The sequence below is a fragment of the Siminovitchia acidinfaciens genome, assembly GCF_003605385.1.
Lineage (GTDB): Bacteria > Bacillota > Bacilli > Bacillales > Bacillaceae_C > Siminovitchia > Siminovitchia acidinfaciens.
The window spans coordinates 1-22034 of the sequence record NZ_QYTV02000009.1 but is presented as its reverse complement, the minus strand read 5'-3'; the positions used below and the strand labels follow the sequence as shown (position 1 = coordinate 22034).

Genomic DNA, 22034 nt, shown 5'->3' with positions numbered 1-22034 from the left:
TCAGTCATTTTTAACAAAAAGAAATGCGCTGGAATATTACTTCTGAATGCCCAGTGCATGCTCCAAAAACATCATTAGTTCCATTTTCTGCATTTTTTCTTCTTCGTCATTTACTGCATCATATAGATATATCTGCTCTGCCGCTGCCTCTATGAATGCAATCATTAACTTTGACGTACGCTCCGGCTGCACGGAACTTCTTATTTTCCCATTCAATTTGGCAGTTGTTAAAAACTCACTCATCCAAGAGTAAAAAGCATCATAAATGGTTTCCCATTTCTTTAAGTTATCATCAGTCGAAAGCCCGGCATAGATCAACGCCAATACTTCCCGATAATCTTTCGTAACTCTGAATATGGCATTCACAATCTGGGATAGTTGAATGGAGATTGATGCATTATCATCCACCTCATTTTTCACTTCAACCATTATCTTTTCAACCATCACTTCAGCAATGGCAGGCATAACCGAAAGTTTTGAAGGAAAATACAAATAAAAAGTGCCTTGTGCGATTCCAGCCAGCTTGACGATATCAGAAATCTTTGTTTTCTCAATGCCTTTTTCCTGAAAAACCTGAACAGCAGCGTGAATGATTTTTTCTTTCTTATTTATATCGACCATCCTCCTGTTTATGACTGACTATCAGTCATTTTAACAACGGAAATTATCCTTGTCAAGGTGGACAGACTCGCTGAATCAAAAAGCGGCAGCCCTACTTTAGGCTGCCATCTTTTGAAATCAATGTAATTCACTATGAATGATGGATCTCCATTCCAAGTCCCCGCGTTCCAATCCCCGAATCAAAAGCTCGGCTGTCCCCATATTGGTTGCAAGCGGGACACCGTATACATCGCTCAACCTCATTAACGCCGATACGTCAGGTTCATGCGGCTGGGCAGTCAAGGGGTCTCGGAGAAAAATAATCATATCAATTTGATTTTGGGCAACGAGTGCACCGATCTGCTGGTCGCCCCCAAGCGGACCGGACTCAAAGCGCTGAATGTCCAAACCGGTCGCTTCCTGGATTCTGGTTCCTGTCGTTCCGGTTGCGAACAATTTGTGTTTTTTTAAGATATGACGGTAGGCCATTGCAAATTGGACAATGTTATCCTTTTTCTTATCGTGGGCAATCAATGCTAGGTTCACCGTTTTCCCTCTTTCCCCATTAATTTGAAGACACATTAATAAACAATCTTACTGTCTTTCCCCTGAAACTCCAGCCATTCTATTTGACGCAGACGAACATCGAACAGTTTTATCGGATCTCGGAATGTCTCAGGGTGAGATCTCATTTCACTTAGTGCCGCTTTATTTGTTTCCACTTGCTCCTGATATGAGTCTGCGGATTTTTTCAACACTTTGAAAGGTTCCCTGAAAAACAAGGAGATATCGCGCGGAATGGCTTTTTCCAACAGTTCAAATTGACGGAAAAACTTGTTTGCGATCGACTCTGCTGTTTCATGATAATTTTCATTTTCAATGAAGTTTTTATAGCGGTTATACATCATCGTATTATTAGCAGGAATGACTCCAAATATTTTACCGGCGCTCTTCAGTAGAACCTGTGAAGGGGTCCTCTTCAGCAAAATATTTTCCTTATCGATTTGGATGGCGCCAGTCATCCGGTCGGCATCCCTCTGCCAATCTGCCAAAATCTGAAAATCACATTCCAGGCGGAGGCGCTCCTCCCCCATCAAATGATTGAAGCTGTCGTTCCAGCTAATCAACAGTTCTTGCGCTTCATTGAGTTCCCCTTCTGAAAAACTGATCCAATCCTGAAGCGAATTGATATACGTTGGGTGGACAGTATACTGCAAATATTCGTCAATCCTCTTGTTCATCTCATCGTTTAATAAATGATGGACATTTCCGTAGTCACTGTCCTCCCGAAGAATATCAGCCGATTCCTTTATCAATTTCGGAATTGTCGTTAACAGATCCGCATGGATTTCATCTTTCAGCGAACGGTAGGCATTCTGGATCGCTTTCGTCTTTTCTTCTTCCACATCGTACAACTGGTGGATGGCTCCCTGTAGCCTAGATAGCAAATCTTCTTCAAACTGGATAGATTCGTGCAAATCTTCTTCGACTTTCACTTGCTGCTGCAATAAGTGCTTGATCAGTCTTCTGATAAAAAACAACATACTTCCAGTCCGAAGCCGCAATTTATGATCATGGGACAGATTTTCTCCACTAAACCGTGTAAATGCCTCCTGTTGCTGTACATCATTCCCGTCCACAGAGTACGTGACCAGTTCTGCCTCTGGAAAATAGTTCCTGATCCTTTTTCCGATATCTGTAATTTTTTCAGGAGTTAGCATATCGCTTTTTTTCACTACAAAGTGGATGGGGCAAAAAGGAATCTTCTCACTCACATCCAACAAAAATTCACATTCCTCGGCGGAAAACGGCTCAATAGTATTTAGTACAAAAAGCAGTCCGTCGCACATCCTCGCAGCTTCAAGGAATTGGCTGCTGTTACTTCTAAGTGTATCCATCTCAGGATAGTCGATAATGGCAGCAGATTGCTCTCTCAAAAAACTGTTCGGTGCCGAATAGTTAAGCATTGTATCCTGGCGGCCTTCTGCATCGATAATTTCCTTACTCGATGAAACGGTAGTTATATTTTCATCCGAAATAAGTTGGAATTCAACTTCATCTCCATCCTTATATAAAACGGGAAGCGCCGTATTAATCATATCGGAGTCCGGTTGATTTAATAACAAATTGACAAAAGATGATTTTTCACTCGTTGACTTCCCGGCAAGCATAACTCGATTTGTATTCAAATCTGCAAGCTCACGAATGCTCGATGCGAATCTTGAGTGAAGCTTTAAGCCGCGGCCATCTGCCCAGCTTTTAATGGAGTCAGCCAATTCCATACTTTTCACCAACAAATTTTCCTGGTTTGTTGACTGGGAAAGTTGTTCGTCCGCTGAATGAATAACGTCTTTATTGATCTGCGAAGGGAACACATCGTTCCACGCAAGTGCAGCGGCTGATGCTAATGGAGCGGTTTTTACATCCGCGATTTTGGACCATGCGGTCAAAAGGTTCGGCATGATCTCCGCCATGTCCGCCAAATAATATTTACCTGAAAGCAATTGGATGAATGTTTCATTCATTAGTTGCGGCAACGACTTCCATTGATGAGTGTGTTGTAAATCGGAATCCAATAAAATTATGGTTGCCTCAGTGATCCATGCCATATAATCGTCACGTGTTTCATGGCTTTTCCAAAGGGCAGACATCAATTTTTCAAATAAAGCCAAATCCACCTTTTGTGCCAAATACAAAATTGGAACGAAATGCGATGCTCCATGATTATGTGTATGGCCGTTCTCTATAAGAGAATGAAGCTTTTGGAACCAGTCCACCGACTTTGTCCGCGCCGCTTCATTGACGGCCAGCTCTACAGCACTGTTCCAATCTTTCCTTTCCTCAAAGAAGGCGCACGCCAACTCCGTTACATTTTGATAATCAGGGTTTAAGACGACCGCATTTTTAATCATTTGGTCAGCTTCCCCATACTTACTCTGTTCCAAATAAAGTGTGAACAACTGTAAGGCCACTTCTGTATTCAAAGTAAGCGATTCGGTTGTAATTGATTTGTAGATGTCCTCCGCTGTGCTTAAAAATCCTAGTTCAAAATAAGCATCGGCGATATTCTTTTTTGCCCATGGCTCCATCTCGTTATGTATGTTCTCCCACTTAAATATAGCTGCTTCGTAATCGCAGTTATGAAAATATACTTCGCCTTGGGCAAAACGGATATAGGATAGATCGGACATATCCTTTTTTTGCTCTGTCAAATAAAGTTCTCCCAACTGGCGAATGGGATGCTCCCCTGAGTCTTCCTGAAGGAACTTTTCTTCGTAATATGCCTTTTTTACTAAGCAGTCTTCCTTTTTCACTGCATTCACCCGCCCGTCTCTTTAGATTATTGCTTTCATCCATATTACTATATTTTTATTTTAGAATCTTGTATTAATCACTTTTTAATGGACACACTCTTTGTAAACGGATACATACATTTGTTAACATTTTTAACTAAATTTCTTTGCTTTTCCCCTTTTTATTAACACTTTGTTGTGCTAAAATGTTTCGTATAATTGAATCAATACACAATGTAATGACGGAGAAGGTTTGAAGTGAAAACCCAAGAGAGTCGGTGGTTGGTGGAAACCGACGTTTTTGCATCAATTAGCCCAGCACTCCAGAACAGGCGTTACGCCCGGCATTATGCCGTTATCTTCTCGAGACTGCTTTATTAGAAAAGCGCAGGCGCCCCTGGGCGCTGGAGCTAGACAGCAAGATTAAAATAGCAGTGAACGAGGGTGGCACCACGGATATTACGTCCCTCATAACAAGACATCCATGTCTGTTATGGGGGGCTTTTCATTTTAAAATCGAAAGGATGAATAATCAGTGTTTTTAGACAAAGAGTATTTGTTTACACCTGGACCGACTCCGATACCTAATCGGGTGAATGTAGCTATGAGCAAGCCGATGATCGGTCACCGCAGCGCGGCATTCCCTGTACTTCTTGAAGATGTGTCCACGAGACTACAACCAATTTTTGGATCAGCCAACCCGGTATGCATCATTTCCGGAAGCGGAACAGGAGCTTTGGAAGCAGCTGCTGTCAATACAATTGAGCCTGGTGATGATGTTGTCGTCATCGTGGGAGGAGCTTTTGGAGACCGCTTTGCAAAAATTTGTGAAGCCCATGGAGCCAATGTCCACAGACTTCAAGTAGAGCTTGGCAAAGCATGTCAGCCGGAACAACTTGAAGATTTCATTAAATCTGCGGATAAAAATTTCAAAGCAGTCTTTGCTACATACTGCGAAACTTCAACTGCCGTCATCCATCCGATTAAAGAACTCGGCGAAGTGACAAAACGTGTATCTGATGCGCTTTTCATCGTCGATGGTGTCAGCTGCATCGGGGGCGTTCCTGCTGATATGGCAGGATGGAATATCGATATTTTGGTTTCCGGATCGCAAAAAGCCTTGATGCTCCCACCGGGTCTCGCTTTCGTAGCAGTCAATGATCATGCAAAAGATGTGATCAAAAACAACAAGTCCAATCGCTTTTTCTTTGACTTGAACCGCTATTTCGATGCCTATGACCAAAAGAGATCCACTCCGTTCACTCCAGCGGTTTCTTTAATATACGGCGCTCAAGAAGTATGCCAAATGATTGAAGAAGAAGGATTGGAAAATGTCATCAAACGCCATGACCTTTTAAAAACTATGACTCGTGAAGGGGTCAGAGCATTGGACATCCCACTATTAACATCCGATGAGATCGCTTCTCCAACCGTAACAGCTGTAAAGCCAGAAGGTGGAAATGCGAATGAAATGAGAAAAATGATGCTTGATCAATTCAGAATCTCACTTGCCGGCGGCCAGCAACAATTATCCGGAGAAATTTTCCGCATCGGCCACATGGGATACTGCACACCGTATGATGTGCTGACTGTATTAAGCGCACTTGAAATGACCGTTAAAGCAATGGAAGGCAGAGACGTGCTTGGTCTCGCCACTAGGAGAGCACAGGAGGTTTGGGCTGAACATGTATAAAGTTATAGTGACAGATTCAATCAGCGACAGCGGATTAAAGGCACTCTATGATCATGCGAATTTTACCGTGGAAAAAAAATCAGGATTATCTCCTGAAGAATTGAAAGAAATCATCAAAGACTATGACGCGTTGATTGTCCGCAGTCAAACACAGGTTACAGAAGATCTGCTTGATGCAGCCGAAAATCTTCGTGTCGTCGCCCGTGCAGGTGTCGGCGTGGACAATATTGATATAGCTGCTGCGACGAAAAAAGGAATCCTCGTCATCAACGCACCCGGCGGGAATACGATTGCCGCTGCAGAACATACGATGGCCATGATGCTCTCTTTGGCCCGGAGAATTCCTCATGCGCATATGTCCACATCAGCAGGAAACTGGGACCGCAACGCTTTCAAAGGTGTTGAATTGTACGAAAAAACGCTTGGTGTAATCGGCATGGGTAAGATTGGGGCTGAAGTGTCAAAAAGAGCGAAAAAATTTGGCATGAACATTTTAGGCTTCGACCCTTACCTGACTGAAGAACGTGCAAATATGATGGGCATTACGAAAGCTTCTTTGGATGAAATTGCGGAAGCTGCAGACTTCATTACGGTTCATACGCCGCTTACGAAGGATACAAAAGGCTTGATCAATGATGATTACTTAGCCAAGACGAAAAAAGGCGTACGGATCATCAACTGTGCACGTGGAGGCATCATTGATGAAAATGCCCTTGTTCGCGGATTGAATTCTGGACAAGTGGCCGGCGCAGCTATCGATGTATTTGAAACTGAACCAGCTTCCAACCAAGAGCTGCTCAGCCATCCGAATGCCATCGTCACTCCGCACCTTGGTGCTTCAACTGTGGAAGCACAAGAAAAAGTGGCGCAGGAAGTAAGTAAGGAAATCATCGACATTTTTGAAACAGAATCCATTCGCCATGCGATCAACATGCCGCAAGTTTCCGGCGAAGCTCAGAAAAAGCTTCAGCCATTTATTGATCTCGGAGAACAAATCGGTAGCCTTGCTATTCAATTGTTGAAGAGCGCTCCTGAGAAAATCGAGGTTAACTATTACGGAAATCTCGCCAAAGAAGATAACGACCTGTTAACAAGAACAATGATCAAGGGAATCCTTTCACATCATTTAAGTGATTCCGTCAATATGGTCAACGTCCTTCATTTATTGAATGACCAAGGAGTTTCCTTTAATGTCATCAACAACCCTACTTCCAAAGGGTTCGCAAGCTATATGGAATTGACTTTGTATAACGGCAACGACACTGCTAGCATCGGAGCGACTATCCTCAACGGATATGGTGCACGCATCATGAAAATGAACGAGTACAGAGTTGACGTCCGTCCTGAGCGCTTCCTGTTATACATTGAGCATCATGACGTCCCTGGTATGATCGGACGCGTAGGCTCCATCCTCGGAAGCCATCAGATCAATATTGGTACGATGCAGGTGGGAAGAGCCGAAGCTGGCGGAGACGCAATCATGGTTCTCACACTTGATAAAAAAGTTACCGATGAAGTAGCCAAAGAATTGGTTGAAATGGATGGTTTAAGAGCTGTTCAGTTCCTTGAACTTCCGAGCGAAAACGTACCTGTATATAATCAGTAAAATAGAAATCCAGCCTAAAGTTTTAAATAGACTAAACTAATAAGAGGATATTATGTTCAATATATGAGCATATATCCTCTTTTTTTATGAATTTTAGATTTGTTATTTAATTCTATGCAGAGCAGCATTAACCTCTTCTTCTTCAACTGGGGACCATATTATTGAGTAACAGATTGTGTAAAGAATGGAAAAAATTGAAACAAATGTTATTATGTAATATCATTTTTACTAACACACAAAAAACACAGTTTTATTGTATTTAGATGAGTGCAGAAATGCTAGATTGGTAGGGAATTTACATTTTTTTAATCAATGGCGATTTAGGAGGATACATATGCTAAAAAAAATATTTGTTGTTCTATTATTGTTTTCATTAATGCTGCTTGCCTCAGCTTGTGGGTCTGGAAATGAAGGAGCAAAAAAGGTTGAATCCGAAAATCAAGAACCTTCTAAAACGGCAGCGGAAGAGGCGCCATCGGAGAATGCTAAAGAGTCAAAAAGCGGTAGCTTTAAAGTAGGAGTAGAGGATCAATTAGATTTGAAGATAGGGGATACGGCAAAGTTCGATACAACATTGGGCACTTATGAAATCACGTTACATAGTGCTAAATTAATTGGGAAAGAATTGGATGGCGAAACTACAGAATTAGACGAGCTGATGGTATTAGATCTTACTGTAACGAACACAAGTGAAACAGATATGGATGTGTCTGACCTCATTGGATCACTCGAAGTAACTGATAATCTGGAGGGGGCGGGTTTTCCTGATTTCTCTGGTTATTTCAGTAGCATTGAAACAATAGAGGGAGACCTTGCGCCCGGTGAAGGAAAATCCGGTCAAATGATAACGGACGTCTATCATTCGGAAGAATATTTTTTGCGCAAGTCACCAGGGCTCGTTGCAGCCGGGACGACCAATGACGTTATTTGGACGATTCAAGCAGAAGATGCAAAGTAATTATTAATAAGGATGAATGCCCTGGATTAAGTTCCAGGGCGTTTGGCTTTTTTAAAATTTAAGTCTTGATAAGTTTATGGGCAGGATTCCTTTTTTATTTTACTAACGACAACACAAGCTTCTCCACCTCAAGAACTCCATCCAAAATGTAATCTGCGTTATGCTCTTCGAATTTTCCGCGTGCATCCTGCCCCGATAATCCTGTTAAAACCGCCGCGATTCGGCAGCCCATTTCCTTTGCTGCCAATAAGTCTGCCAAGGAGTCGCCGACTATAAGCGTCTCTTCTCCATTTTCAATCGGCAGCTTTTCGGAAAGACATTCGTCTACCGTTTTTGTTTTTCCGGATAAAGCCATAATATACGTAAATGGATGTGGCTTTGATAGGCTTGGTCCTTCCGGATGTGATTTTTCCGCCTTTAACACATCATCAGCAGTAACAATGTAATTTACGTCAAAGTGCTTTAGCCAATTCAATATTTTAAACGGTTCAATTGTTTCTAGTTCCGGGCGTCCCGTACCAATCCCAATTCGAACACCGTTTTTTGTCAGTGTATCAAACATGTCAGCTATAGCTTCCCTATCGGCCAGCACCTTCTCATCCGACATGAATCCAGCTTTTCCTGTTTGAACGGATGGTTTTCCAGTAGAAGCAACGATATGTTCATCTCCTACATACCACTCTTGGGAACAATGTTCGCAAGTGAACCAGAGCTGATCTACTTTGCTAAACATCTTTGTCTCTACACCCAACTTATCTTTTGCAAGGAGGTCCAGGTGGTCTAGGAGGCCTTGTTTCGATGGCTCTGCATCTTGAAAATCCTTTAAAAATTTCGGAAAGTCGAAGGTCAGCTGCTTTCCAGCCAAAGCTTCTCCAATTTCTATTAAAACATTACGGTCGATTTCATTTGTCAGCCATTTATTAATCTCTTCGCTTAACTCTTCCTTTACTTGATCCAGTATATGAATCAGTTGGTAAGCCAGAGCTAAATAGATCATATCCCAGTTGGCATTGAGTCCACGTGCCTTCATGAATTCCAGAACACTATCATTGACAAAAATTTCAGCTCTGATTTCCTCAATTTCCTCGTCTGTCAGCTTTGTTTTGAATTCCTCCGGTTTGAGCCCCAAATATTTGTTGCTGATCAAAACCTCCCACACAGCAAGAGCTGACATATCAAAGTAGCGTTCCTCGCTTAATAACACACCATCTACATCAAATAAGACCGTCTTTATCATGAATATCTCCTTTTCTAAGCTGCTTTTTCCCTTTAGTGTAACATAGGAAGCGGGTTATTTCTTCTAGTGCCAAGAACATATACATTATTTTGCTTGCTTAAAAGCCCTACCACTCTATGGAAAAATCAATTTGAGACGGATGTATTATAAATCACTAACATCGTCCACAAGCCGAATATTTTCCGTTGACATGTATACCAGGGCATTAATAAATTTTCCGTTAAGAATCTAATCATCGTCATCTCACATTATCTATCCGCTAAACTTTTCAAATGTCCCCGTAATCATAGATTTTTCATACCATCGAGAAATGGTTAATTGAAAACCGTTCCGATACACGTTGGGAGTTTCCCCTGATTGCCCATCAAAACTTATCCGTTGTTAGATCTAAAACCGTCTGTAAGATAACATTAACTCCGTTTTCACAGTCTTCCCATGTTGTCAGTTCATCTTCAGCATGACTTTTGCCGTTTACACTAGGTACAAAGACCATTGCTGTCGGAATATACGTTGCAATAAACTGAGCATCATGCCCTGCGCCACTTACCATACGCTTACAGGAATATCCAAGGTTTTTTGCGGATTGTTCTAACGAATTAACGATATTTTCATTAAACCATACCGTATGTCGTTCCCATAATTTGTTTGTAGTCACTTTGCATTTTTCTTTACTGGAAGAGTCAGGAAGCCCTTGAATGATTTTTTCCACTTGGCGCATTACTTTTCCATCTTTGTGCCTTGCCTCTAATGTAAACACAACCTTATTTGGTATAACAGTATGGATGTTTGGGCTAACATTCATTCTCCCAATAGTGTATACAAGTTGATCATCTAACTTATTCATCTTCTCGCGTATTTCCGATATCAGATGATTAGCAGCAAACAAAGCGTCTTTTCGCATTGACATTGGTGTGGTACCTGCATGGTCAGATTCTCCCATCACTTCTATTTCATAACACACCATGCCGACAACACACTCAACTATCCCTATCTGAATTGACTCACTTTCCAAAACAGGCCCCTGTTCAATATGTAATTCCAAAAAAGCTGCCGCTTCTGTTAAACGATGTTCTTCTTTCCCTTCATAGCCGCTGTTTTTGAGAGCTTCTGCAAATGGGATTCCATCAGCATCTGTTGACTTTAGCATAGCTGCTTTATCAAAATGTCCGGAAAGAACACCGGAAGCCATCAAGGAAGGTTCAAATCGTGCCCCTTCTTCATTCGTAATATTAGCAACAACGATGGGCACCTCGGGCTTGATGCCGTTTTCGACTATCGTCCTGACAACTTCAAGTCCAGTCAACACACCAAGCACACCATCAAACCGGCCTCCCTTTTTCACCGAATCCAAATGAGATCCCACCACTACCGGCGGGTGATTATTATCAATACCCCGCAGTGTTGCGTACATGTTACCCATATCGTCCCATACAACCGACATACCAAGCTGTTCACATAAGGTTTGGAAATGCCTTCTTGCCTTAATATCAACATCAGATAACGCCAATCGGGTAACCCCATTCTTTTCAGTCCTGCCAAAATCAGCGAATTCCTCTATTGTCTCTTTTAGCCTTTTCCCATTGATAAGTATTTTTTGCTTCTCCATAAAATAAAGCCACCTCCAAATAAATCTAATGACGTGTTTAAGGCACAGCCCAATTCAGAAAAAATCTAAAGGCCTCTCCTGAGCATCGTACTTGTACAGGAGACGCCGACTTTATAAACGGTTGATATGAAATTCACCAAGCCCCATATTTGGTTACCGCTACCCCTGTTGTTCCCCGCTTATTGTTTGATCACCTTTTGAACGGTCACTTCCTGTCTGCTATTCTTTTATTCCATCAATCTTTTTTGTTGTTTTAGGAATAGGGTTGTAAAATACTTCCGGCTGTCCGGATTTTTTAATAAAACAGTCACCCTATCCGATGCCACAGCTTTATTTTCAAACTCAAGAATATCCCCATCAAGCGTGCCCCGTGAACCAGTAATTGTATAGCCTCTGTTTAATAGACCGTCGATTTTTAATTTCTCTTCCAGAAATGTATCGTAGTTCGACAATGATACCTCCTCCTTATTAAAAGTTATATTTCCGGCTATACCCGGCTACCAACCATGACTATAATCAAAAAGTTTACCCCACCACTTCTGTCCGATTATTTTCATCATCTTCGTCAATTATCCAATCACGCCCAACAGTAATTCCCAGATATTTATCGTCACTCGGATCTTCTATTTCTGCTTGCGAAAACTTTTTAAAATACCAATGTTTAGCCAGCACATAGTACACTGCTCCGGCCACAACCAAACCCACGACAAACGAAAAGTCCATTAATAGAATCGCTGTGATACCGCCAATTCCCCAGGCAATAAAACCTGCAATGTTCACCCCGCCATGAAACTTAAACTGCCCATTATTCCGGTAGAGATCTTTCACATTAACCCTTCTTTTTCTCAACAGATAATAATCTACAATAAGTATCCCGCTTACCGACGATAAAATGGCACCAATGAATAGCAGGGCTTGTGTTAATATTTCAAACACACTCCATGGCTGAATAATTGTCCCAACAATACCGACAATAAACACAGCAATCGCGTTCGATACTTTGGGACCCAGTACATTTGAAAAAACTGCAGCGGCCGGGACAATATTAGCGGCTGTATTCGTTGACCATTGCGTCAATACAATCATTAAAAGCAGCATAGCCAACATCCAGCCTGAAGCTGTCTCCTGAAGGGCCGTAACTGGATTGGAGGTACCGGCTACCATTAAGGCGGCAGCTCCAATCATGATCATGAATGTTTGAGTCAATGGAAGGGCAATTAAACTACCAATTAAATTTGTCCTATTTCGTTTAAACCAATTCCTCTCATTCCTGGGGGCTTTAAAAAATCGGGATATTGTTGGTATATCGCAGCCGAGTGTAGCCCAAAAGCCCATATTTGCAAAAATGACGATAATGAATGCTGTAATTGCTGCTCCTCCTGTAACTGGGTTTTCCGCCCAGGCCCACACGCTATTTCCTTGTTCAACGATGTCTGTTGTCAAAATATTATAAATGACCAAAGATAGGATGATAATAATGGGAGCAGCCAGGTCTGCAAAGCGCTCTACCCATTTAATTCCTGAAGCAGTATTAATCAACTGTACAAGGGCAAATATAAAATAGCACAGCAGCCAGTTATCAAATCCGGGATTGATTGTGTGAATGATGGAATTGATAGCTGTTGAACCGAAATACGTATTTAATCCAAACCAAAATGATGCGGTAACTGCCCTGGTGATCGAGGGGATGTGGGTGCCAACTGTGCCAAAGGGCGCCCGCATATAGACTGGAAAAGATAAGCCATGTTCAACCCCGATATCACCGACGATGGAAATGAAAGCCCCAATCGCGATACAACCAATTAAAGTCGCAAGAACTACCCAAGACAATGAAATACTCCGTACTCCTGAAGCTCCAATATCAAAGGTTGCCAAAAGTATGGCCATCCCGACCCACATAGCAAAAAATCCCCTGGTTCCTATCTTTCGCTCATCATAACTAATTGGGAGTAAATCTGGTGACTTAAGATACGAGGTGTTTTTCTTTCCCATTGTCCATCCCCTCTTTTGGTATGACAAGGCTGCTTCATTTCAAAATGCAAGCAGCCCCTTACCTTAAATTTTCATCAGTTTATCAAACCCTCCAATTTTCCAGCTTCCTTATAGGAATCGTGATTAAATTTTCCGCATTTTAAGTACTTCCCGTTCCCCGGTCTTCCGACGAACTGTCTGTTCTTAATCACATAATTTCCCCTTGAGAGCACTGTAATCGGTTCTCCTACAATCTTCATTCCTTCGAGCGCATTATAATCTACATTCATCTGATGGGTTTCAACTGAAATTGTCCGTTCAACAGTCGGATCAAATAAAACAATGTCAGCATCACTGCCCGGCGCTATCGTCCCTTTTCTTGGAAACAATCCAAACAACTTGGCTGCCTGTGTCGAAATAATGTTGACAAACTCATTAAGTGAAATCCTGCCTTTTTTCACACCTTCTGAAAATAAGACACTAAATCGGTCCTCGACAAAAGGGCCTCCGTTAGGTATCTTTGAAAAATCATTTATCCCCAATTCCTTTTGGCCTCTGAAATTAAAAGAGCAGTGGTCAGAACCAATCGTCTGCAATTCTCCGCTTTTCAATGCATTCCATAAGATTTCCTGATTTGAACGGTCCCGTAACGGAGGCGACCATACATATTTAGCTCCCTCAAACTCTGGCTTCTCCAAGTGAGTTTGATCAAGAACAAGATACTGTGGGCATGTCTCCCCGAAAACGCGGTATCCCCTGCTTCTGGCTTCCGCAATTTGTTCAACTGCTTCCTTACACGTTACATGAACTACATACAATTGGGAGTCAGCCAGCGCAGTGAGCCTTGCAGCACGTCCTGTTGCTTCTCCCTCCAGTTCTGACGGACGGGTTAAGGCATGATAGATGGGTTCCGTATTTCCTTCTTTTAATGCTCTTTTTGTCAAATAGTTAATGACATCACCATTTTCCGCATGCACCATCACCAAGCCACCATGCTCCCTGGCCGTGACCAATGTTTGAAAAAGGGTTTCATCATCTGCTTGCAAAACATCTTTATACGCCATAAATATCTTAAAAGACGTAACTCCTTCTTCTTCAATAATCTGTGGCATTTCCTTAAATACGTCTTCATTTGCTTCTGCAATCTGCAAGTGGAATCCGTAATCAATCGCAGCTTTTCCCGTTGCTTTCGCATGCCATTTTTCCAAGGAACTTTTAAGTGATTTCCCTTTTTCCGTCAAGCAAAAATCAATGATTGTCGTTGTCCCGCCGTGTGCGGCAGCGATGGAACCGGTTTCAAAATCATCTGCTGTAACAGTTCCGCCAAACGGCATATCCATATGTGTATGCGGATCGATACCACCTGGCATAACATAATAACCGGATGCATCAATCACCTCTGCATATATATCGCTTATGTTTTTACCGATTGCCTGAATTTTTTCATCCTCAATCAACACATCTGCGGTATAAATATCTGTTGCGGTTACAATTGTTCCATTTTTAATAATTTTTTTCATTATTACGCAGAACCCTCCTTGCTTTTTAAATTATTTAAAAAAGGTGCCGCATGGTTCATTTCATTAGCCCATCGTTTTATTTTCAGGATACGGAACAGGCGCTTGGACACTTCAGCCATGGCGCAGTAGGTGAAAAGCTAATTATTATTAAGCATCTGCAATGCCGCTTGGCGATCATTCCATGACATTGGCGGTTCAGTTGGTACAAGTTCGACCATGTCGATTGCCCCTTCAACCGGACAAACGATAGAGCAAAGGTTACACCCGACACAATCATCTTCCCTGACCTTCAAGTAATCACGGCCATGTTCATCTGTCAGCATATCAATACACTGATGGGAGGTATCTTCGCAGGCAATGTGGCACTTATTGCAATTAATGCAGATATCATTATTAATACGGGCAACTATTTTATGATTTAAATCCAAGTTGCTCCAATCTGTATATTTTCTTACAGAAGCACCGATGATATCACTTACGGAGGCAATCCCTTTCTCATCCAAATAATGACTCAGCCCCTCGGTCAAATCATCAATAATACTGAACCCGTGATGCATGGCAGCTGTACAAATTTGTACACCTCCGGCTCCCATAAGCATAAACTCCACGGTGTCTTGCCAAGTTGAAACCCCTCCTATCCCTGAGATTGGAATGTTGATATCCTTTTGTCTGGCGCAATCTCCGATCATATTCAGGGCAATGGGCTTTACTGCTGGACCGCTATATCCACCGTGCGCTCCCAATCCATTCACATTAGGGACCGTATTCCATGTATCCAAATCGACCCCCATTAAACTATTAATTGTATTAATCATGCTGATCGCATCAGCCCCGCCCCGCTGTGCAGCCCTTGCGGTCGCAGTGATATCTGTAATATTCGGGGTTAATTTGGTTATTACCGGGACTTCTGCAGCTTCCTTTGCATATAGTGTTGTCTTCTCCACTAAATCCGGGTGCTGACCAACCGCAGAACCCATCCCTCTTTCAGACATCCCGTGTGGGCAGCCAAGATTCAATTCAAACCCATCGACCCCGACATCCTGAACCCGTTTAACGATTTCATGCCATTTTTCCCGCTTCGGTTCAACCATTAATGAAGCTATAATGGGGCGATCGGGGAAAAGCTTTTTCGTTTCATAAATTTCCTTTAAATTATCCTCAATCGGCCGATCAGAGATTAATTCAATATTGTTAAATCCAGCTACCCGCCGACCATTGAAGTGATATGCACCGAAACGAGAGGTCACATTCAATATCGGCTCACCAAGTGTCTTCCAAACCGCTCCGCCCCACCCGGCTTCGAATGCCCGCTGTACTTGGTACCCCGTATTTGTCGGCGGTGCGGATGCAAGCCAGTACGGATTAGGGGACTTAATCCCGGCAAAATTAATACTTATATCAGCCATGTTTATCCTCCCTTCTTATCTTTTGGAATTTTAAACGTTCTCTTTCATTGGCTTCTTTAATTGCTGATGTATGGCGTATGCTGTCTCTTTTCCCTGCTGCGCAACAGTGACTACCATCGCTTCCCCCAGCCCTTTTCCAAAAATTACATCACCTGCCGCATATACCTTTGGATTTGAAGTGAGGAATGTTTCATTGTCCACCTTCACGACACCCCCGTAATGTTCCAAACCAAATGCATCAATCAGCTCAAGATGACGCGTCTGGCCAATTGCCTTCACCACTATATCAACATCGATTAAAAACTCAGAACCTTTTATTTCAACTGGTCGCGGACGTCCATCGGATCCGGTTTCTTTCAGTTCCATCCGGACACACTCCATCTGTTTTAACCGTCCTCTGCTGTCCCCGATGAGGCGTTTGGGTGCGGTAAGCCATCTGAATTCAATCCCATCTTGTTTAGCAAACTCATACTCAAAATTATAAGCAGTCATTTCCTCTTTTGTTCTCCGATAAAGAATCTTAACATTATCAGCGCCAAGCCTTATGGATGTGGTAGCACCATCGATCGCCGTATTCCCTGCTCCGATGACAGCTACACGCTTCCCAGCAAATTCAGTTGGATAATGTTCATTCTTTGTCTCCTCGATCAGATCAATAGCATCGTAAACGCCTAATAAGTCTTCACCTTCTATATGAAGCATCGGAACTTTCGACATTCCCACAGCAAGAATAACAGCATCATAATCTCTTATTAGATCTCCCGCAGAAATGTCTTTACCAATCTCTGTATTTGTGCGAATCCGAACCCCTAAGTTCTCTACTTGCTGCACTTCCCATAAGGATATATTTTTCGGAAGACGAAATGGCACAATCCCATGCGTGTCCAAGCCGCCGGCTTCTTGCTTCCGTTCAAATATCGTCACCTCATACCCTAATCGTCCAAGTTCCCGTGCCGCCGACAGGCCAGCGGGGCCACTGCCTACAATGGCAATCCTTTTCCCATTCCGCTCCCCTGCTTGAAAAAGTACCTGTTCATTTTTGATAGCCCAATCAGTGGCATAGCGCTGCAAATCACCGATCAAAATGGGTTTTGTAGCATGGTTCAGTACACACGCTCCTTCACATAATTCCTCAGTCGGGCACACACGGCTACAGCTTGCTCCTATGGGGTTTTCTTCCATAATCATTTTGGCAGATCCTTTTATGTTCCCCGATGCGATTTTCTTAATAAAACCCGGAATATTAATTCCAGTAGGACAGGCTTTTATACAGGGGGCATCATAACAATAGAGACAGCGATTCGCTTCATCTAACGCTTCCTGTGCATTAAAACTGGGCTTGGACTCCTCAAAATTTTTCGCCAGCTCCCCAGCCGATATCAAATTTCGCATCAAATTTTCCAATGATAAGCCTCCTTTTCAGGATCTCTGTATAAGAAAATCAATTTCATTTCCTCACTCTGTTCCGTATATTTGTACGCCAACCACGTCCGGAAAATCACCCCCTGATATTAAAGATGAGTGGGTTAGTATTATCCCAATTTAAAAAACAACAATCTTGTATGTATTATTATAAATATTCTAAATTATCTATTCAATGGATAATACGTAACAAATGCGTAATTTTGTTTGGTTATTTTGTCATGAATGAATGGGCAGGATAAATCATGTGTATTTTTCTAATTTTTTAATGCTGCTCAGCGGGGAACGCCATTGGACTTTTAGGCTCCCATGAATGTATTTGATTCGGAGCATTACACCTACATCCCCATTAAAAAATGCGTAATTTTTCATCTCCTTCACTTTGAAAAAGGTCAAGTACTATACACTATTATGTATCTAGTACTAAATCTAGCCCGAAAAAATTTTACTATTCGCTAGGCGTTTATGTATATAACCTAGCATGATTTCCTCCTTGTTTATTTAGCGGCTGTAGGTAAATTCTCCACCTAACACTTACGATCCTTTGAAAAACTAGCTACACTCGATTCACGCCTACAGTCACATATAGGATTGATTAATAAAACCATTTTTTTTTCAATATAATAATTATCCTGTTTTAAAGTAATTGTTATCAATGGGATATTTGACACATAAAATCCTTTGTTTTTCCAAAGATAATTGTAAGGAGATGATTTTATGCCAAGAAAAACCGAAGATGTCCATTCAAATTCAACCCCCCACTCCGACGGAAAATATGAGAGTGTGATCAATGACCCGATGGCCTCGCAAAGTGCACATATGGGGGTATTCACCGATGATGAAAAAAGGAAAAAGAACCCTTTCCATCTGTCGAAAACAAAAAATAAAGCAATGGAAGAATTCGAACAGTTAATGCGCGGAGATGCACTTGATAAAATGTAGAAAAAGAACAGCCCTTTCCATAATTAGAAAGGGCTGTTTCTGAGGATACCACCATTTATTGTACCTTTCTTCCTACCCAACGAATGGAGCCCATCTGGCTGTGCGGATGACTGGTAGATTTAACCTTACGGTATTTATATTCCAATTCTCTCAAAGATAATTCAAAGAGATGTTTCTCACCGTGCTTATATACCCCCATAATCATAAGTTTATCTATCAAATCATTTCGTCTAACTTCAACTGGCTGGGTTAAATGGCTCATTTTTTTCTCTCCTTTCTTTCATTAACATGATCCGATCATTATCTATATACTTACATTAAAACATATAATTCTTATCTGTCAACTATGAATTATTTTTTCAATTAGCTATACCTTGAACACAGATTATGACTGTGTATAATTATAGTTAATAGCATACAAATGTTTTCTAGGGTTCCGCGGCATTTTTGTCGGACTGGTCCGAGAGAAAACTCACAGCTTTGCTGTGTCACGGAAGGATAAAAGCCTGGGAGAAACTGTTTTACAGTTCCTCTCAGGCTTTTTGTCTTTTTGGAAAAATAAATCTGGAGGTGTCTTTTAGATGAATACAAACTGGATTAAAGTATTTGTGGCAGCTTTCTTTGAAGTTTTTTGGGTGATTGGATTAAAACACGCTTCTGACTTATGGACTTGGACGGGAACGATTATTTCCATTGTCATAAGTTTTTATTTAATGATCATGGCCGGAAGAATGCTTCCCGTGGGCACCGTCTATGCGGTTTTTGTTGGATTGGGGACAGCGGGGACTGTTTTTTCAGATATAGTATTTTTTGGCGAACCATTTAAAGTTGCAAAGATTATTCTGATTTTGGTTTTATTGGCTGGAGTCATCGGCTTGAAATTAGTTACAAAGGACAACGTTAAAAAAGGGGCGGAATCTTAATGGCATGGATATCTTTAATTGTAGCAGGTTTTTTAGAAATGTTTGGTGTTTTAATGATCAATAAGCTGCACATGAACCGAAATTGGCAGTCCCTAGTACTTTTAATCCTTGGGTTCGGGGCCAGTTTCCTGTTTCTGGCATATTCGATGAAGACATTGCCCATGGGAACCGCCTATGCGATTTGGACAGGAATCGGTGCATCCGGTGGAGCTATATTAGGGATGATAATGTATGATGAATCTAAGGACTGGAAAAGGGTTGTTTTAATTGCGATGATACTAGGTGCTGTCGTCGGATTAAAAATAATCTCGTGATTTTTTCAAAAAAACGGATGACTTTCCTAAGAGTTTGGCATAATGAAGCAGTGAAATTTTCAAGTTTCACCGTGCTTCGAAACCATCCCTGGTATATCATCAGGTATTGATATGCCCTTTATATAGTTGGCAAGCTTGTAGATGATGAAACTGGGATTCGGACAGCTAGGACAACTGAATATAATATAAAGCTATAGACATTCATATCCTTATCAAAACTTAAAAACTAGCCCTTGCCATCTAACAGCAAGGGCTAGTTTTTAATTATGTTTAATGACCTCCGTGTCTGCCGCCGCTGGTATTTATAATTCCTCCTTTTTTATTTGAATTCAAATTAACCTTACCGATTCAAACACATAATAAACCTTATTTAAATGCTTTTAATCATGAATCCTGTTGCTTTGGAATATAAGCAAGAACGTCCAAGAAAAGAAGTAATTTGGGCGGCCCATACAGGAACAACGAATTCCTGGACTCCTTGGTGTCATCACCTTCCTCTTGTACATTTTTTTAATTAAGAGACGAGGGTTTATGGAATAGCTATGTATTAACCAACCCGTGATAATACGGACACTTATCTCAATTTCTTTTCATATCATTGAAAGATTGAAAGGACTCCTCAGCAAAAAAGAAGTATAAAAAAACACTAGTTTATTATTAGTCGTAATAAAATTGTTAGCATTCTGTTACCGTACTGCTGTTGATATGGGGAACCCGGAAGTATAAGCTTTACTTACTTAGGGAGTGATTAAGATGGGAACAGTATCAGTGGATAAGCTACAATTCAAGAAAAAACTATCGCAGATTGAGCAATTTGCAATCAAAGATTTCTTATTTAAATGGGTTGGTGAACCGCCAGAAGGATTAGATGATTTTCTTCCACTTGAATATACGGAAGGTGTCTATGCGAAGATGGAGGCAAAACTGGTACCAGGTTTACTCATGAATGAGGATGAACACTTTAGATATGCGACCATAACAGAAGCAAATCAAATTGTTATAGCCTTTTTAGATTCCAATGAAGAATTAAGACATAGAATCATTTCTCTGGATGAGCTTTTAATAGGTAAGCACTTGTAAGGTGCTTACCTCCAGTTACTCTCTGCCAATATTATTTCCTATAAAGTTTATTAAGCCATCTTACAATGTTGTTTAAGTTCAAAACTTTGCCATCTATATTCTAAACTTTAATAAATACAATTCCCTTTGAATCTGATTTTGATTTTCAAAAAAAATGCCCCTGAATCTCAATTTTTGTGGAGAAAGCCTGTTTTCACGTATTAAATTTTCAAAAATTTGCGTAAAAAATTTGTTTAATATATCCTCTTCTATGCTCACCAGCATTTTCTGTTACACAACCTTTTGCCAGTTTTTATTAGATAATTTTCATAAAATACAGGGTATCCCCTTTAAGAAGCTTTAGATTGCTTAATCGTTTCGAATTTACTTTTTTTAGGCATCCATTATCATTTAAATATTTCAATCCTGTTATAAATAAATTAAAAATAGCTCATCATGATTCTTTTCCGTAAGATTTACTTTATAATCCCACTAGATGATTTTTTTATGGAAAGATTATACTTCTAGCTTGAGGAAGGAGATCAATTATGAAAAAAATGATGTTTACATTAATAACCGGCCTAATGGCTGTTGTTTTAGCAGCATGCGGAGGTAATGAGGAAAGTAAAGAAACTAAAAATGATAATAAAACAAAAACAGCGGAAACAGACCAGCAGAAGGAACAAATGGAAGAGATGCAAAAGAACTTAGATTTACAGCAGATCGATGAAATGAAAACTGTTGCGATAGTTAATGATAAAGAAATTTTAGGAAGCGACTATAATAGCGCTTTAACATCTATACAAGGGCAAATGCTGCAAATGGGACAAGATCCGACTTCTAAAGAAGCTGCAGAGCAGGTGAAAAGCCAAACAATTGACAGCTTAGTCGGACAAACTCTTCTTCTTCAAGAGGCAGATAAAAAAGGCTATAAAATTCAAGAAGCAGATATTAATAAGCACCTGGACGAAATGAAAAAACAGTTTAAAACAGAAGAAGAATTCAGAGCAGCTCTAAAAAAATCCGGCATGGATATGAAAACACTTGAAACTCAAATAGCTGACGATATTAATCTTAAACAGTATGTTGAGAAAGAAGTGCCGGCTGGTGAAATAACCGATAAAGAAATTCAAAAAACGTATGATGAATATGCTGAACAAGAAAAGAGTGCTGGACAAGAAGTGCCAAAGCTTGCCGAAGTAAAACCGCAAATCGAACAATCTCTTCGACAGCAAAAACAGCAGGAAAAAATTGTTCAACAGGTTAATGAGTTGAAGAAAAGTGCGAAGATTGATATTAAGATTTAAGCTGTTACACACAAAAAGGTTAGCCAGTTTTTTAAAATGTACCCTATAGAGTAGACACTTAAAAAAGGTCTGCTCTATAGGGTACTTTTATGTATAATGAAAAAAATGGGGAATCGGAGAACATTTAAATGTCAAAAAAACACTTTACTGAGACAGAAATAGAAATACTATCTAATA

19 protein-coding genes and 1 riboswitch are annotated in these 22034 nt (G+C 40.9%); of the genes, 8 read left to right on the top strand and 11 right to left on the bottom strand.

Annotation, left to right across the window (positions count from 1 at the left end; translation table 11 throughout):
- Positions 1-36 precede the first annotated feature (36 nt).
- The 3 genes from D4T97_RS16345 to D4T97_RS16335 form a co-directional block, all read right to left on the bottom strand.
- Positions 37-621, bottom strand: a complete 585-nt coding sequence (locus D4T97_RS16345; protein WP_126051843.1) for a TetR family transcriptional regulator — start codon at positions 619-621, stop codon at positions 37-39.
- Between the two features lie 117 nt (positions 622-738).
- Positions 739-1146, bottom strand: a complete 408-nt coding sequence (mgsA, locus tag D4T97_RS16340) for a methylglyoxal synthase (protein ID WP_126051842.1) — start codon at positions 1144-1146, stop codon at positions 739-741.
- Positions 1147-1181: 35 nt separating this feature from the next.
- Positions 1182-3923: a GTP-binding protein gene (locus D4T97_RS16335; protein ID WP_126051841.1), complete on the bottom strand. Its 2742-nt coding sequence runs from the start codon at positions 3921-3923 to the stop codon at positions 1182-1184.
- A gap of 505 nt (positions 3924-4428) precedes the next feature.
- On the opposite strand from D4T97_RS16335, the gene D4T97_RS16330 reads away from it, so the two are divergent.
- The 3 genes from D4T97_RS16330 to D4T97_RS16320 all read left to right on the top strand — a co-directional run bounded on the left by D4T97_RS16330 (position 4429) and on the right by D4T97_RS16320 (position 8150).
- Entirely contained in the window at positions 4429-5586 is a 1158-nt protein-coding gene (locus D4T97_RS16330) for a pyridoxal-phosphate-dependent aminotransferase family protein (protein ID WP_126051840.1), read from the top strand.
- On the top strand, positions 5579-7192 hold the full coding sequence (gene serA, locus D4T97_RS16325; protein ID WP_126051839.1) for a phosphoglycerate dehydrogenase: 1614 nt from the start codon (positions 5579-5581) through the stop codon (positions 7190-7192). Before D4T97_RS16330 ends, serA begins: the two co-directional genes overlap by 8 nt.
- Before the next feature lie 334 nt (positions 7193-7526).
- Positions 7527-8150 carry a DUF4352 domain-containing protein gene (locus tag D4T97_RS16320; protein WP_126051838.1) on the top strand — a complete coding sequence of 208 codons (624 nt, stop codon included), beginning with the start codon at positions 7527-7529 and terminating at the stop codon, positions 8148-8150.
- Positions 8151-8244: 94 nt separating this feature from the next.
- Here D4T97_RS16320 and D4T97_RS16315 read toward each other — a convergent pair whose 3' ends face one another.
- The 7 genes from D4T97_RS16315 to D4T97_RS16285 all read right to left on the bottom strand — a co-directional run bounded on the left by D4T97_RS16315 (position 8245) and on the right by D4T97_RS16285 (position 17282).
- Entirely contained in the window at positions 8245-9387 is a 1143-nt protein-coding gene (locus D4T97_RS16315; protein WP_126051837.1) for an HAD family hydrolase, read from the bottom strand.
- 364 nt (positions 9388-9751) lie between these two features.
- The gene (locus D4T97_RS16310) at positions 9752-10993 is read right to left on the bottom strand and encodes a Zn-dependent hydrolase (RefSeq protein WP_126051836.1); all 1242 of its coding nucleotides are present in this window, start codon (positions 10991-10993) and stop codon (positions 9752-9754) included.
- Positions 10994-11220: 227 nt separating this feature from the next.
- On the bottom strand, positions 11221-11445 hold the full coding sequence (locus tag D4T97_RS16305) for a hypothetical protein (protein WP_126051835.1): 225 nt from the start codon (positions 11443-11445) through the stop codon (positions 11221-11223).
- Between the two features lie 73 nt (positions 11446-11518).
- Positions 11519-12985, bottom strand: coding sequence for an NCS1 family transporter (locus D4T97_RS16300; RefSeq protein ID WP_126051834.1), 1467 nt, complete (start codon positions 12983-12985; stop codon positions 11519-11521).
- Between the two features lie 74 nt (positions 12986-13059).
- On the bottom strand, positions 13060-14484 hold the full coding sequence (gene hydA / locus D4T97_RS16295) for a dihydropyrimidinase (protein WP_126051833.1): 1425 nt from the start codon (positions 14482-14484) through the stop codon (positions 13060-13062).
- Between the two features lie 137 nt (positions 14485-14621).
- The gene (gene preA / locus D4T97_RS16290; RefSeq protein WP_126051832.1) at positions 14622-15890 is read right to left on the bottom strand and encodes an NAD-dependent dihydropyrimidine dehydrogenase subunit PreA; all 1269 of its coding nucleotides are present in this window, start codon (positions 15888-15890) and stop codon (positions 14622-14624) included.
- A 30-nt stretch (positions 15891-15920) separates the two neighbouring features.
- Positions 15921-17282, bottom strand: a complete 1362-nt coding sequence (locus D4T97_RS16285) for an NAD(P)-dependent oxidoreductase (protein WP_126051955.1) — start codon at positions 17280-17282, stop codon at positions 15921-15923.
- A 747-nt stretch (positions 17283-18029) separates the two neighbouring features.
- Here D4T97_RS16285 and D4T97_RS16280 point away from each other — a divergent pair.
- Positions 18030-18254 carry a hypothetical protein gene (locus D4T97_RS16280; protein WP_126051831.1) on the top strand — a complete coding sequence of 75 codons (225 nt, stop codon included), beginning with the start codon at positions 18030-18032 and terminating at the stop codon, positions 18252-18254.
- 55 nt (positions 18255-18309) lie between these two features.
- Here D4T97_RS16280 and D4T97_RS16275 read toward each other — a convergent pair whose 3' ends face one another.
- The gene (locus D4T97_RS16275) at positions 18310-18516 is read right to left on the bottom strand and encodes a Fur-regulated basic protein FbpA (protein WP_126051830.1); all 207 of its coding nucleotides are present in this window, start codon (positions 18514-18516) and stop codon (positions 18310-18312) included.
- A gap of 155 nt (positions 18517-18671) precedes the next feature.
- Positions 18672-18769, top strand: a riboswitch (guanidine-I (ykkC/yxkD leader).
- 66 nt (positions 18770-18835) lie between these two features.
- On the opposite strand from D4T97_RS16275, the gene D4T97_RS16270 reads away from it, so the two are divergent.
- From D4T97_RS16270 to D4T97_RS16255, 4 genes are all read left to right on the top strand, one after another.
- Positions 18836-19177, top strand: coding sequence for a DMT family transporter (locus D4T97_RS16270; protein WP_126051829.1), 342 nt, complete (start codon positions 18836-18838; stop codon positions 19175-19177).
- The gene (locus tag D4T97_RS16265; RefSeq protein ID WP_126051828.1) at positions 19177-19491 is read left to right on the top strand and encodes a DMT family transporter; all 315 of its coding nucleotides are present in this window, start codon (positions 19177-19179) and stop codon (positions 19489-19491) included. The genes D4T97_RS16270 and D4T97_RS16265 overlap by 1 nt, the downstream gene beginning before the upstream one ends.
- A 753-nt stretch (positions 19492-20244) precedes the next feature.
- Positions 20245-20571, top strand: coding sequence for a hypothetical protein (locus tag D4T97_RS16260; RefSeq protein WP_126051827.1), 327 nt, complete (start codon positions 20245-20247; stop codon positions 20569-20571).
- A 527-nt stretch (positions 20572-21098) separates the two neighbouring features.
- Entirely contained in the window at positions 21099-21857 is a 759-nt protein-coding gene (locus D4T97_RS16255) for a SurA N-terminal domain-containing protein (RefSeq protein WP_126051826.1), read from the top strand.
- Positions 21858-22034 lie beyond the last annotated feature (177 nt).